This is a genomic window from Anisomitus miae (SeqCode) (genome assembly GCF_054906395.1).
In genome coordinates this window covers 123,259-136,965 of the sequence record NZ_JBRACL010000006.1, presented here as the reverse complement: position 1 = coordinate 136,965, position 13,707 = coordinate 123,259, and the positions used below count along the sequence as shown (strand labels likewise).

Annotated in this window: 15 protein-coding genes; all 15 read right to left on the bottom strand. The window is 30.9% G+C overall.

The features are described 5' to 3' along the window. Positions 1-28: 28 nt before the first annotated feature. The gene (gene fliT, locus AALI31_RS03265; protein WP_489885098.1) at positions 29-367 is read right to left on the bottom strand and encodes a flagellar protein FliT; all 339 of its coding nucleotides are present in this window, start codon (positions 365-367) and stop codon (positions 29-31) included. Between the two features lie 44 nt (positions 368-411). After that, on the bottom strand, positions 412-2,802 hold the full coding sequence (gene fliD / locus AALI31_RS03260) for a flagellar filament capping protein FliD (RefSeq protein ID WP_489885097.1): 2,391 nt from the start codon (positions 2,800-2,802) through the stop codon (positions 412-414). 38 nt (positions 2,803-2,840) lie between these two features. After that, entirely contained in the window at positions 2,841-3,224 is a 384-nt protein-coding gene (gene fliS, locus AALI31_RS03255; RefSeq protein WP_489885096.1) for a flagellar export chaperone FliS, read from the bottom strand. A 39-nt stretch (positions 3,225-3,263) separates the two neighbouring features. Next, a complete protein-coding gene (csrA, locus tag AALI31_RS03250; protein WP_489885095.1) occupies positions 3,264-3,497 on the bottom strand; it encodes a carbon storage regulator CsrA in 234 nt (77 codons plus the stop codon). Positions 3,498-3,503: 6 nt separating this feature from the next. After that, positions 3,504-3,911 (bottom strand): flagellar assembly protein FliW, encoded by a 408-nt coding sequence (locus tag AALI31_RS03245; protein WP_489885094.1) that lies wholly within the window; start codon positions 3,909-3,911, stop codon positions 3,504-3,506. Between the two features lie 86 nt (positions 3,912-3,997). Beyond that, entirely contained in the window at positions 3,998-4,975 is a 978-nt protein-coding gene (gene flgL, locus AALI31_RS03240; protein ID WP_489885093.1) for a flagellar hook-associated protein FlgL, read from the bottom strand. Positions 4,976-4,982: 7 nt separating this feature from the next. Continuing rightward, entirely contained in the window at positions 4,983-6,785 is a 1,803-nt protein-coding gene (gene flgK / locus AALI31_RS03235; protein ID WP_489885092.1) for a flagellar hook-associated protein FlgK, read from the bottom strand. A gap of 29 nt (positions 6,786-6,814) precedes the next feature. Next, entirely contained in the window at positions 6,815-7,225 is a 411-nt protein-coding gene (gene flgN, locus AALI31_RS03230) for a flagellar export chaperone FlgN (protein ID WP_489885091.1), read from the bottom strand. 55 nt (positions 7,226-7,280) lie between these two features. Continuing rightward, the gene (gene fliY, locus AALI31_RS03225) at positions 7,281-8,369 is read right to left on the bottom strand and encodes a flagellar motor switch phosphatase FliY (RefSeq protein ID WP_489885090.1); all 1,089 of its coding nucleotides are present in this window, start codon (positions 8,367-8,369) and stop codon (positions 7,281-7,283) included. Continuing rightward, positions 8,359-9,369, bottom strand: coding sequence for a flagellar motor switch protein FliM (gene fliM, locus AALI31_RS03220; RefSeq protein ID WP_489885089.1), 1,011 nt, complete (start codon positions 9,367-9,369; stop codon positions 8,359-8,361). The genes fliY and fliM overlap by 11 nt, the downstream gene beginning before the upstream one ends. Positions 9,370-9,384: 15 nt before the next feature. Then, positions 9,385-9,801 carry a chemotaxis protein CheW gene (locus tag AALI31_RS03215; RefSeq protein WP_489885088.1) on the bottom strand — a complete coding sequence of 139 codons (417 nt, stop codon included), beginning with the start codon at positions 9,799-9,801 and terminating at the stop codon, positions 9,385-9,387. A gap of 11 nt (positions 9,802-9,812) precedes the next feature. Further along, on the bottom strand, positions 9,813-10,172 hold the full coding sequence (locus tag AALI31_RS03210; protein WP_489885087.1) for a response regulator: 360 nt from the start codon (positions 10,170-10,172) through the stop codon (positions 9,813-9,815). Positions 10,173-10,193: 21 nt separating this feature from the next. Then, the gene (locus AALI31_RS03205; protein ID WP_489885086.1) at positions 10,194-10,793 is read right to left on the bottom strand and encodes a chemotaxis protein CheC; all 600 of its coding nucleotides are present in this window, start codon (positions 10,791-10,793) and stop codon (positions 10,194-10,196) included. A 23-nt stretch (positions 10,794-10,816) separates the two neighbouring features. Further along, entirely contained in the window at positions 10,817-12,934 is a 2,118-nt protein-coding gene (locus AALI31_RS03200) for a chemotaxis protein CheW (protein ID WP_489885085.1), read from the bottom strand. Between the two features lies 1 nt (position 12,935). Continuing rightward, positions 12,936-13,706 (bottom strand): CheR family methyltransferase, encoded by a 771-nt coding sequence (locus AALI31_RS03195; RefSeq protein ID WP_489885084.1) that lies wholly within the window; start codon positions 13,704-13,706, stop codon positions 12,936-12,938. Position 13,707 lies beyond the last annotated feature (1 nt).

Below are 13,707 nucleotides of genomic sequence, written 5' to 3'. Positions count from 1 at the left end.
TTTAATTCTAAAATATTTCGAAATAAAACTAAATTTCGTGTGTAAATACTGAGTACTGATCATAATTCGTATTGTTATAAGCTCGTATTGTTTTTCTCTCTAAACTTAAATTTTTGATTTCATTATATATATCGTTAATTTTGTTTTTCATTAAAGACTCTAGTAGTAAATCCATTTTTAAAATTTCTAATTTTCGAGAATATCTCATAAATATTTCTTTATCACATCCCTCAAGTTCACTAAGTATTTCTTGTCTTTGTTGAAGTAAATCCAAAACTAATTCCGTATCTCCAAAATTCACAGCATCAATAAGACTAATAGTTAAATCCTTAAACAATTCTAATTGACCACGAACAAATTCTTCCATGAAAATTCACCCCTAACCTAGAATCTCAAAAATCTCAATACATATTAAGAAAAGAGCGTTAGCTGAGATTGTAATTTTGACAATGCAGTCTCTAACCTTGTGAATTGTTGATAATATCGTTCTTCTCTCCTTGAAATCAAGTCATTTAAACTATCTATTCTTTTGTCATACTCTTGCATAGCTTTGGAAATATTGTTGAGTGTCAATGTAGAATCCCCTTCTATTCCTGCGATTTCTATAAATATACCTTTCTTCCCTTTATTGTTTCTTGTCGTTCTCACAAAATCATTTAGTACATCATTAACTCTTCTAAATATTCCTTGGTCTGCATCTTTAGCTTTTCTTTGTTCTGTAGTTAAATTAGGATCATAATTTTCGTATCCACTGTTCGATATTTTAGTAAAAATGTCAGAGACTTTTTGAGGATCACTATTGATAGCATTCCTAAATTTATTTTCGTCAAATTTAATTTTTCCTCCTTCCTTATAATCATTGGAGGTATCAAATCCTATATCTTTTAAATTCATTGACATACCTTGAACCGGTGTGAAAATTGCATTTCTAAGCTGATACATAAAGCTCTCTAGCTCTGATTCATTTCCCATTAAACCTTCTTTAGCTTTCTTTTCCCAAAGCTCAATTTCCTTTTCACTCATTTCCTCTTTTTGTGATTCTGTTAAAGGAGTATACTTCGAATTCTTTTTTTCCTTGGACTTTGTATTCAAATTATCCATTATCTCGTTGAAATCGTTAACAAAATCTTTCATAAGATCAACAACGCTATCCGTATCACTCACGACAGAAACCTTTAAAGGCTCAGTAGGCATGGTCTTAACATTAAACGTCATACCTGATAAAGTAAAATTATTTGATGAAAACTCATAGGTGTTCCTATTGCCATCACTATCCGAAAGTTCTACTATTGCGTCCTCACCTGTAGCATTAATAGAACTTGTCCCAAATAACGAATTTAAAAAATTACCACTTACATCTGAGCCACCAATGCTTATGTCTTTTCCCGTATCTTTAGATTCCAGTGAAAAAGTTCTCGATATAGAATTATAAGATATGTTAACTCCTGCTTTGTTAGATATGTCTGTAAAGATTTGCTTTATAGTTAAATTCTTTGCTCCTGAATATCCATCTTCATCTTTTGTGGAATCAAAATCATATTTAAAAACTTGACCGTTAATTTCAAATTCTACCTTTTTGTTATCTGGAGAATCGAACTTCAACAAACTCTCCATCTTTTCCTTGTTAACATCAAGATTGATATCGAGACTACGGCTTATCCCTATAGAATTAGCAGCATTTCCACTAATCACAATTTGCTCTTTACTGCTAGACTTTAATACAAGTTTACCATCAATAACATCTGATTTTACAATTTCAGATTTTTCATTTATTTTATCGGAAATTCTTTTCAAGACTTCGTCATTAGTACCATCTGTACTAACATCTGATAAATCCACAATCACAGGAGTACTTCCCCTAACGCTTATAACAAGTTCTGAATTCTTCCCACTTACAAAACTACTCGTGTACTCCAACTTATTTGAGTTTCCAACTGAATTAACATTCCCTATAGAAACATTTGGAATATCAAATTTAAAATCTTTGTTTAGGTTACCACCCTCTAAAACTACTTGTCCATCTACAACTTTGGCAATAACATCAGAGTTATCAAACTTATTCCCATCACTTCCAGTAGCTTTTTTAAGCTTAGAATTAATTTCATTTGCAAGTTCATCCGCAGTATAACTCTGTTTAGACAATTCCAAATCATACTGCACGCTTCCTACAGTAATTGCCAATTTTGAATTTGAATCGTCTATAACGACCTTTCCAAAAACCTCTATTTCATTATCCTCATTGACGGTTACTTGATATTTATCTTTCAATCCATCATTACTTTGAATCTTTGAATTTATTTCTTTAACGAGAGCTTGTTTATTTTCGAAAGCCTTAGAATCTATTTTTATCTTTTCGCCATTTATAGTTATCTCATTGTTACTATCATCTACTATGATTGGAATTTTAAGACCACCACTAACAGTTGCTTGGTTAATAACATTTGTTCCTTTGACCGTAGCAGGCTTAGCAATTTGACTCACATTAAGTTCAAAATTACCAATCTGACTATTCCCATTAACGCTAACGCCTATAGAGGAATTGCTCGGCTCTGTCATTGCTTTAATTCCAGACATAGAATTAGAACCCATCACATAAGTCTTCTTATTTAAAGGGTCAAAATACTTATTAGAAAACTTTTTAATATCGGTTATCATTTCTCTATAGAGCTCCTGTCTCCATTCCAATATTTGTTTATTCTGATTAATCTTGTCCACTTTGCTTCTTTCAACCTGTAGCATACTTTCAACTATCGATTTAGTATCTAATCCTGATGCCATACCCGTCATTTGTATCGATGCCATTTCCCATCCTCCTTAGTCAAAAATTTAATTTACCATTTTCATTGTTTTGATTTTTGTACTTTCTCATAAACTTCATTCCACATATTACTTATATCTTGTACAATTGGAAGAACCTCATCCAATATAGCTTCGTTCTTCTCAATATTACATCTTGAAAGTCTGTCTATAACAAATGTGTATATACTCCTCAAATTTTCTGCCCAAACACCACCCTTATCAGTATCTAGAGTTATAATAAGTTCGTAAAAAATATCTTGTGCCTTTACCAAATTTGTATGAATTTCTTTTATGTTGTTGGTCTTGAAGGCAAGCTTTGCTATTTTACAAAACTTAACAGCCCCATCGACCAACATAATTAAAAGTTTTTCTTTAGACGCCGTGTTAACACTATTATTTTTATAAGTATCCCTTGCATTCAACATAACTTACCTACCTATTTTTCAAATAATAATTTTCAAAATTCATTTATGTTTGTTCAAGCTTTCAATTTTTGAAATAGCATCCATCATATTTCCAGAAATGGATTTCTTATTTTGTGCTTTTATATCTTGTATAAGTTCTTTTCTTAATATCTTCAAATCTCTAGGAGCATCAATAGCAATCTTAACCGAGTTTTCCTCAATTTTAACAATCTTAACTTCTATATTGTCTCCTATCACTAAACTCTCTTCACGTTTTCGAGAAATAACTAACATTTAAAATCACCCTCTTTTGACGATTAACGACTGTCGAACAAGATAATCCTCTCTATTTAAAATGATTTGTTCGGAATCACCTGTATTTATATTCACAATTATAGGAGCTCTTAAATTAAGAGTAATTTTTTCAACGTCACTATTCAATGTGACAACACTCAATATCAAAACATCATTAGCATCCTTTATATTCAATCTATCTATGACAGAATCATCAATCTCTACTTCATAATTTGGAAAATACATATACGGATCTACTAATAACAAAGAGATTGCTTCTTCTTCCGAGCAATTCAAATTAAAAAATCCCATTTGCTCCATAGCTGTTAACTCAAAATTCCTAAATCCATCAAACCCTGGCAACCCTTTCTCAAAAACAATATTTCCAGTTTTTAAAACACTTTGTTCTACCATTTAACAGATTCCTCCTGAATTTAAAACAATTTAAAAATTCTTTTAATGTTATTATGGTCTTGTTTAAAAAATATATACAATTAACTTCACCTTAAATAGTCAAGTAGTGAAGGTTGCATAATCTTAGAACTTGCCTGAAGAGAAGCCGTATAGATCGTTGAAGCAGTGACATATTCGATAGTCTTTTCAGCGAAATCTATATCTTCTATGTTCGATAAAATTTCTTTTATATTGAATTGTTCTTCCTCATTTCTTTCGAGAGCATCCTCCATCCTGTTTTGCTTTGAACCAATTTCACCTCTAATGGACAATATATTTTGAATTGCACTATCTATCTGACTTAAATTATCTGTTATTAATTCTTTGTAAGCATCCTGATCGGTTGAATCTAAATTTTCTAAAATCTTATCAAATACATCCATTAAGTTAATATCATTTCCATTTTTATCTTTAAATTCAAAAACCTCAGTTGCATTAACCCCATAATCGATTTTAACTCCAGAAGATATTTCAATTTCCAACGACTTCTTTATTTGATCTAATTCAACGTTAGTTATTGTTTGTCCATTTTGACCGTTATAAGATAACGTTACATTACCAGTTACCAAATCCTCAGAATTATTAATTGGCTTTTGGTCTATTCTCTCTCCTCCGAAAATATACTTTCCACCAAATGTCGTATTCATAACATCAGCAATCTTATTAGACAATTGTGATATTTCCTCTTTAAGTGCAAGCCTTTCCTCTGAACCATAAGTCGCATTTCCTGCATTTACTAAAAGCTCTCTAACTCTCTGAAAACCATCACCAACTTGTCCCAAAGCCTTATCCGTAACATCTAAATGATTAGTGACATCAACTATATTTTTGTTATACTGCTCCTTCTTTGCTATATCTTTCTTTAATCGCATTATCTTAGCAGCCTTTGCAGGATCATCAGAAATTCTATTTATTTCTTTTCCAGTATTCAATTGTTCGTCCACTTCACTCATCTTAGTTAGATTTTTATGAAGGTGGTGGTTAAAATTTTTATGAATCATACCATTTGTAATTCTCAATTTCATCACACTCCTAATTCATAAGTCCGTTTATAATAACATCCAGCAATTTATCAACAGTAGAAATAACTTTAGCACTTGCGTTATACGCATGTTGAAAAGTTATGAGATTACTCATTTCTTCATCTAAAGAAACTCCTGATACACTCATTCTTGAAATTTCAAGATTGTAAACTAGAGTTTCAAAATTATCTGCCTCCCTTTCTGCCTCCTGAGTTTCAATTCCAATTTTAGTAACGATATTTTTATATTTAGACTCTATACTTATACCTGCATCCACATTCTTAATTGAGAGACCATTATTCATAAATTCACTTCCGCCTTTATTCAAATCGAAAAAGTCCTGTCTACTATTAATCGTTTTGCCTATCTCTGAAATATTAAATAGGTTCTCCCTTATAGAGGCGATTGCAAAAGCTCTATCTCCATTACCTTGTCCATCAATATTGTTTTTCGTACCGTCCTCAAACATATGATCATTTTCTCTAACCTTCAACTTCAAAGGAGATTGTAGAATTTCACTATTTATGGAAATGTTTCCAGCGTTTATTTCAATTTCACCATTTGCAACATCCAAAGCATTCAATAAGATTCCGTCTTTATCGTATTGTGCAATTGTAGAATTAACAAAGAATGGCAACGTATCATGATTAAATGCTCCTCCAGTAGTTGCAGAACTTTGACCACTATGAACAGCATTGACAGAAAACACAAGTGCCTTAGCTAATTGATTAATTTGATTTATAACTGAATCTAATTTCAAATGAGATTTTTGAAGACCGCCAAGTTCGCCAGAACTTAAACTCAAAGAAGAAAAATCAGAATTGTCAACTTGATTTGATGTTATTGCCGCACCCTTTAAATTAAGTGCTAGCCCCTCATGATTTGATAAAATGATTCTATTTTTCTGAATGGATTCAAAATTTTCTTTAGTCATATCACTTACAACTAATTCTACTTTATTATTTTCGTCACTTGTGTCGTTATTTTTATAGTAAATTATCGTAACATCTTTAGGAAAATTTCCTTGATTAGTTTCTATCGATTCGACAAAAGTAAATCTTACATCCTCTTCAGGGTTTTTACTACTGACTATATTCCCAAGATTTATATCTTTTGAAGTAATTTCTATTCCATTATTTTTCTTATTGTCGACATTTATATTAAATTTTCCACTTAGTTCATCGAGGAGAAGATCTCTTCTATCTAAAAAGTCATTTGGACTATTACCCATAAGAGATATTTCTTGAATTTTTTGATTTAAATCATTGAGCTCATCTAAAATAGAATTTAGTTCAACAACAGAATTTTTCATTGTATCGTTTATGTCCATTTTAGATTCATTTAAATTTTTATAGATTCTATTTAATTCTTTCGATATACCATCTGCCTCTTGTAAAACAATAGTTCTGGCATTAATATCAGATGGATTCTTAGCAAGTTCCTGCCAACTATCAAAAAAACCATCAAACATTTTGCTAAGACCTTTATCTCCACTTTCATTTACTATCTTTTCTATTTCGGATAAAACATTTTGCCTTACATTCGCATCAGCTAGTGATGAGTTTTCATTTCTAATCTGATAATCTAAGAACGTATCCCTGACTCGTTCTATCATTTCAACTTGAGCACCTGTGCCAATTTGACCAGCACTTCCTATGGATGTCAAAGGCTTAGATGCTTGAATTCTTAATCTTTGCCTAGTATAATCTGACCTAGACGCATTGCTTATGTTATGTGAGGTTGTGTTGAGACCAGATTGCATAACATTTATTCCACGTTTTGATATACTTAACGTATTAAATAATCCTGCCATAAAACATCCTTCCTTAAAAAATTATCAAATTAATGATTTGTTTTTCTGGTATAAACATTATATTGATTAGAATTATTGTTTATAGAAAACAACAGTTTATTTATAAAGTTTAAAGATCTTTGTATAATGAATTGGTTATCATTTTTTATTAAACTCAATCTCTCAATTTGAGAAACCAAAAATATATAACTACTATAGAGCTCATCGTGATCTTTATTCTCCATAACAAACTCTTTAACGGATTGATTTTTCAATAGACCTCTTAGATTCATCTCAATCTCAGCAATTTTCTTACAGACCTTATTTATTTTTGCAGATATATTATCTAATTCAAACAATTGGTTATTTTTTGCAAACTTCCTTTGTTCTTCTAAATGTCTTTGCAAAATATCAAGTAACTTAATCTGATTGATAAATATATCATTAACTTTATCTTTCAATATAATTACCCTCCAAACCTAAATCTTCGTATAAAAAAAGTTAAAAACTAAATATCTAAAAATTTAAGTTTTTAACCCGTTCCGTACTACTTAATATGGCTGTTATCCTAACCCCAAAATTTTCATTAACAACTACAACCTCTCCAGTAGCTATTTGCTTACCATTTACAAGAATATCAACTGGCTCCTCAGCTAACTTTTCCAATTCAACCAATGAACCGGTTCCCAAATTTAAAATATCCCCTACATTTTTCTTAGTTCTACCAAGTACAACAGATATCTCCAAAGGAACATCTAGGATTAAATCTATATTACTGGATTCTTTAGGACCTGATCCTTGACTCAAGGGCATTAAAACTGCCTCACTAACATTGTAATTTTTTTTCATCTTGACATTATCATTCTCAATATTTAAATTTTGATTATCCAAACTTTCATCATCGTACTTTTGGTCTTTTGAACCTTCTCTAAATCCATTCTTATCATTAAGCATGGTGTTTATAATATTTTTTCCAGTTTCAATACTTAAGATTTGCACAATTTTACTACTAATAAGATCTCCAACACTCATATTAAATTTAATCTTTACAATATCTTCTCTTCCATAATCTAAAAAAAGCCTATTGCTACTATTCTCTTCATAACTTATAATTGTCTCTGGAGTCGATATATCAATAGTTCTTTGAAACATAGTAGACATGGAAGTAGCTGACGAAGCAACCATCTGATTCATGGCTTCAGATACGGCACTCACTTCAATTTCATTCAGGTTGTCTCTAGTTTCTACATTCTTACCATCTCCACCCATCATGACATCAGCTATTATAATGGCGTCTTGTATATCCATTATTAAAACGTTATCTCCATCAATACCACTCAAAAACTTAACTTTAAGAGCTATGTGAGGATTACTAAACTCGTTTATAACATCACTCACACTCACAACTTCGACTTTTGGAGTGGTTATCGTAACAGGTTTCTGCAATAATTTTGAAAAACTAGTTGACGCATTACCCATACATATATTTCCTATTTCACCTAACAAATCCTTTTCTTCATCAGAAAAAGGACCTAAATTGTCAACTAACTCTTCTGAAGATGATTTAGTTTCACTACTATCTTCTATTTTTTCATCATCCTTCACTATTTATAACCTCCTCACTATAATAAACATCTAGAATTTTCACCCCTTTATTCTCTCCAACCAAACCTAATGCTCCACTAAATATTAGTTTATCTTCTATATATATCTCAACTGGGCTATTGAATTTTTTGTTCAAGACCAAGATATCATTATTTTGAAGAGATAAAAAATCCTGAACACTTATAATCTTCCTATCCAAAACTGCTTCCAATTCGATCTTTACAGCATTCAATTCTTTTCTAATTAATTTTTTTATATTTTCAGCTTCTTCTACAGTATTCGTTTTTACCAAATAATCTTTGTTTAATTTGTCACCTATTTTTTCAATAGATATATACGGTAAACAAATATTCATGAAATATGCATTTCCATCAATTTCAATCTTGAAAGTTACAAACAATATAGGCTCATTTGGTCCCAGCGATTGAATCGTAAGCGAATTAGTTTCTAAGTTAACAAATCTTGGTTCTACCTTTATAATATCTTCCCATGATCCTTTTAAAATATTTAGTATTTCATTAGAAACTTGAGTTAATATTTTTTTATCTATATCACTAAATTCTCTTAATGAACTAAGTTTTTTCCTATCATTTGATCCTAATAAAGAATTCAATAATAATGTGGACAATGATGTTTCTAGACTCATGTAAATATTTCCAACCAATGGCTTCATTTCAAAAGATATTATAGTAGTTGGGTTTGGCATAGAAAATACAAATTCGTGGAATGTTATTTGCTCTGTTGACATTATCTCAACCTTAACCTGAACACCAAATACAGAAACAAAATAACTTGAAATATATTTAGTGAAGTTGTCATGTATTATAACTAATGATTTCATATGCTCCTTAGTAAATTTCTTAGGACGCTTAAAATCATATATTTTTACATTTTTCTGAATTTGATGGCCTCTGTTACTACCATCTCCTGAATTCTCTTCTGACTCTATTGATTTAAGTAACCTATCTATCTCTTCTTGACTTAGTACATTTCCTGCCACAGATTATTCACCCCACTAACCAATTGAAACAAACTTGTCAATATCCATTAATGTAATCAACTTATGATTCAATTCCAATACACCTTTAACAAATGGTAATCTATTATCTACCGACTTTTTTATAAGACTTTGATCTATATCTAAAACCTCGTCAACTTTGTCTACTATTATACCAACTTCCTCACACTCAACATCCAGTATTATTATACTGCTACTCTCATAATTAACATCATTTAAATCACAATCGGGAAAATTCAAAAGTATGGAAATATCTAGCAAAGAAATTATAATACCCCTAAGATTTATTAACCCCTTAATGTGCTTAGGTGCATTAGGAACTTTGGTAATGCTCATCACGTCATTTATACTTAAAACCTTAGATGCTTCTACACCAAAAAACTCTTCCTTGATTTTAAACACTACTAACTGCATGTTTAAAAATTCTATCCTAATACTTTTTTGACTGACTCAATAACTCTCTCTGCTTGAAATGGTTTAACTATAAAATCCTTTGCTCCAGATTTAATAGCATCCATAACCATACCTTGTTGACCCATAGCACTACACATAATTATATTAGCCTTAGGATCGAAATTCATAATCTCTTTTAATGCTTCAATCCCATCCATCTCCGGCATAGTTATATCCATTGTAACTATATCTGGTTTATCTTTCTTATACAATTCGATAGCCCTTAATCCATTACTTGCCTCTCCGATAACCTGATATCCATTTTTCTCCAATATATCCTTAAGCATCATTCTCATAAATGCAGCATCATCTACTATCAAAATCCTACTCATGTATATAATTCCTCCCACTATTTACAATTTTTCGTTAAGTACCTTATCAATATTTCCCTTTCTAGGAACAAAATAGAAATACAAATTCGTATATTCAGAATCTAATTCATATTTAAAATCTGTCTGAATGTTAATTATCTCATTATAAAATTGCTCTTCTTCCATAAACGTATAAGACAATATCGCTGTCAAATTATCATAAAGTAGGCTACTGTTTTCAATCTCTATTTTCAAATTCAAACAATCAGCTATATTTCTTATATAAGTAGAACCAACTATATTGCACACTTCTTCTATGAAAGAGATTCTTATATCATCTAATTCATCACGAATTATTAATCTCTCACTACCAATTTTACTAGCTATCTTTTTTGCAGTATCAATGTCAAACAAAATTAATATACTTCCTTCAATCTCACCCTTAATTATTAAAATCTCACCTATCACTTCAGTCTCTTCAATGTTATTTATAAAACTTCCTATTTCTTCAATATTTACATTTGGAACTGACATACTGACCTTGGCATTAAGTAATTGAGATAACGATGTTGCTGAATTTCCTAAAGCTATGTTAGATATTTCCTTTATGATATCCAACTGCTCTACAGAATACTCAATCATAAAACTTTCTCCTCCACATTCATTTAAGATATAATTGTTGCAACATCAACTATAAGAGTAACTAGTCCATCTCCCAATATGGTAGCTCCTATATACTCTTTAAGACCTTGTAAACTCCTACCCAAATTTTTTATAACAATCTCTTGTTGACCTAGAAGATCATCCACCAAAAGTGCTGCTATCTTTTCACCAACTTTAGCAACTATTATATAACTACTTTGCTCATCACCACGCCTCTCATACGAATCTAAATTAAATTTATCGGACATCCTTATTAAAGGAATAATTTCATCCCTATACGATATAACCTCTTTATTATTACTCCTTTTTATCAAATCTTCTCTCCAATTGACAACACTATCAATAAATCCCAGAGATATAGCCATAGTCTCACCATTAACTTTTACAAGAAGAGCCTTTATTATCTGAAGAGTTAAAGGTAACTTTATTATAAAAGTAGATCCCTCTCCAAATTTACTATGCAGATCTATAGTCCCACCAAGTGATGATATCTTAGTTTTAACTACATCCATGCCGACTCCCCTTCCTGAAATGTCCGTAACCTTCTCATTAGTACTAAACCCTTCCAGGAATATGAGATTTTTTATATCAGAGTCAGACATACCATCCGTATTTATTCCTATCTTCTCAGCTTTTGCTTTTACCTTATCTACGTTTATACCTTTCCCATCATCACTTATTTTTATAACTGCCTTTGTTCCTTCTTGATAAGCATATAACTTTATCTCTCCTACAGATGCCTTACCGCTCTTTATTCTCTCTTCTTTCGTTTCTATGCCATGGTCAACAGCATTCCTAAGCAGATGTATGAGAGGTTCCCCTATTTCATCAATCACCGTTCTGTCAAGTTCAGTACTTGCACCTTCAATCAAAAATTGTATATCCTTATCGAGTTCAAGTGATAGATCCCTTATCATTCTTGGAAATCTACTAAAAACAACTTCCAATGGTAGCATTCTAATTTTCATAACTAAATCTTGTAACTCAGACGTAGATCTTGCAATTTGCTCTAATATCTCATTGAGCTCCGGTAAATTATATGTATTGCTTATTTGTTCAAGCCTAGTTCTGTGAATTACAAGCTCTGATACCATATTCATAAACATATCCAATCTCTCTAAATCTACCCTTACAGATTGGGTACCCTTTTTAGGCGAAAACATTTGTTTCTTTTGGTCTTTTGCTACTTGCTTATTATTTGCATTTATTTGAACTTTATTTACATTTTCGCCATTAACCTTACTGTTATTTTTTGGTTCAGATTCATTTCTTAAATTATCATCCTCTTCGTCTTTGAGCTTATTCCTTATATTCTCTTTTACTTCTTCTAAATTTATGAAAACCTCTTCTCCATAAGCCTTCCTTACGTTTTCCGAATTTATCTCTTTTATAGAAACCTTATTAATTTCAGAAATAGTTCTCATAACTGACTCCAATTCGTTTCGTGTCGAAGTCGTTATATAGACAATATTTACTTCTAAATCAAAATTCTCCGTTTCAATATCCTGTATAGATGGAAGAGTATGTATTATCTCGCCAAATTTCTCTATCTCTCTAAAGAATATAAAGATCCTAGCTGTTTTCAATAAAACTGTCTCCGATAGAACTATCCTTATTTCATAAACCGTATAAGGCTTTTTCTCTTTATTTATTATGTTGATATGATGATCTTCCAATTTTAATTTCTCTTCTACCGTCAATTGTAATTCATCAAATTTATCATGAGAGGTATCGTCTTCTTTAGGATCAGTGATTGATGTTAGGGAATCCATTATCTCATTTATGTCCATGTCATCCGAATTTCCATCACTTATGTTATTTACCATCGATTCAAGAGTATCTAAACATTTAAAAAGCACAGTCACAACATCTCTGTTAACTTTAAGCGTTCCATCCCTAAACTTTGATAAAACATCCTCCATTTTATGGGTAAGCTCAGACATGTTCATATACCCCATGGTAGCTGACATCCCCTTAATGGTATGACTAACCCTAAAAATTGCATTGACAACTTCTAAATTATCTGGATCTTGCTCAAGCTCCAACAAACTGTCATTCAATTTCGTTAAATTATCTAGAGATTCCTCTAAAAACATCGACAAGTATTGTGAAACATCCAAATCATTTCACCACCTTTTGATAAAAGAATGTTCCTAATTTGATAAATCCAATCTGATTATAATCATATATATTTTCAGTCGCACCTATGAAAACAACACCTTCATTATTCAAAGAATCATAAAACCTACTGTGTATTTTCATTTTCTCCTCTTTCTTAAAATATATAATAACATTCCTACATAATATAAAATCTAATCCAATTGGAAATTCATCCAATATTAAATCATGCTTGCGAAACATGACATCACTCTTTATCGAATTTTTTATTCGATACTCGTCTCCAAACTTTTCAAAATATTTCGATAAATAATAGCTTGGTACTTCATTAATTTCGTCCTCTTTGTAAATTCCTCTTCGAGCATAATCTAGCATGTTTTTATCAATATCTGTTGCTATGATTTTGTAATTATATATTTCTGCATCATTAAGAATCATCGCTACGGAGTAAGGCTCTGAACCATTGGAACAAGCACTACTCCAAATCATGTACGTATCTCTTTCAGGCAACGTATTTCTGAAAATATCTTTAATTTGCAAAAATATTTCTGGGTTTCTAAAAAATTCGGTTACATTTATTGTAATTAAATCTAAAAACTGGTTCTTTAAGGCACTATTTCTTTTGCACAGCTCAATGAATTCTTTAACATCTTTTGCTTCGGTCTTAGATATAAAAAATTCAATTCTCCTATGCATCTGTACCTCTTTATAAGCATCTAACTTTATTTTAAATTCTCTGTATACAAAGTCATAAAGCTCCTTAATGTTAAACATA

Bases quoted from the DNA above. Each gene is read 5' to 3' on its own strand.
- fliT (WP_489885098.1), bottom strand. From the start codon at position 367: ATGGAAGAATTTGTTCGTGGTCAATTAGAATTGTTTAAGGATTTAACT.
- fliD (WP_489885097.1), bottom strand. From the start codon at position 2,802: ATGGCATCGATACAAATGACGGGTATGGCATCAGGATTAGATACTAAA.
- fliS (WP_489885096.1), bottom strand. From the start codon at position 3,224: ATGTTGAATGCAAGGGATACTTATAAAAATAATAGTGTTAACACGGCG.
- csrA (WP_489885095.1), bottom strand. From the start codon at position 3,497: ATGTTAGTTATTTCTCGAAAACGTGAAGAGAGTTTAGTGATAGGAGAC.
- AALI31_RS03245 (WP_489885094.1), bottom strand. From the start codon at position 3,911: ATGGTAGAACAAAGTGTTTTAAAAACTGGAAATATTGTTTTTGAGAAA.
- flgL (WP_489885093.1), bottom strand. From the start codon at position 4,975: ATGAAATTGAGAATTACAAATGGTATGATTCATAAAAATTTTAACCAC.
- flgK (WP_489885092.1), bottom strand. From the start codon at position 6,785: ATGGCAGGATTATTTAATACGTTAAGTATATCAAAACGTGGAATAAAT.
- AALI31_RS03215 (WP_489885088.1), bottom strand. From the start codon at position 9,801: ATGCAGTTAGTAGTGTTTAAAATCAAGGAAGAGTTTTTTGGTGTAGAA.
- AALI31_RS03210 (WP_489885087.1), bottom strand. From the start codon at position 10,172: ATGAGTAGGATTTTGATAGTAGATGATGCTGCATTTATGAGAATGATG.
- AALI31_RS03205 (WP_489885086.1), bottom strand. From the start codon at position 10,793: ATGATTGAGTATTCTGTAGAGCAGTTGGATATCATAAAGGAAATATCT.
- AALI31_RS03195 (WP_489885084.1), bottom strand. From the start codon at position 13,706: ATGTTTAACATTAAGGAGCTTTATGACTTTGTATACAGAGAATTTAAA.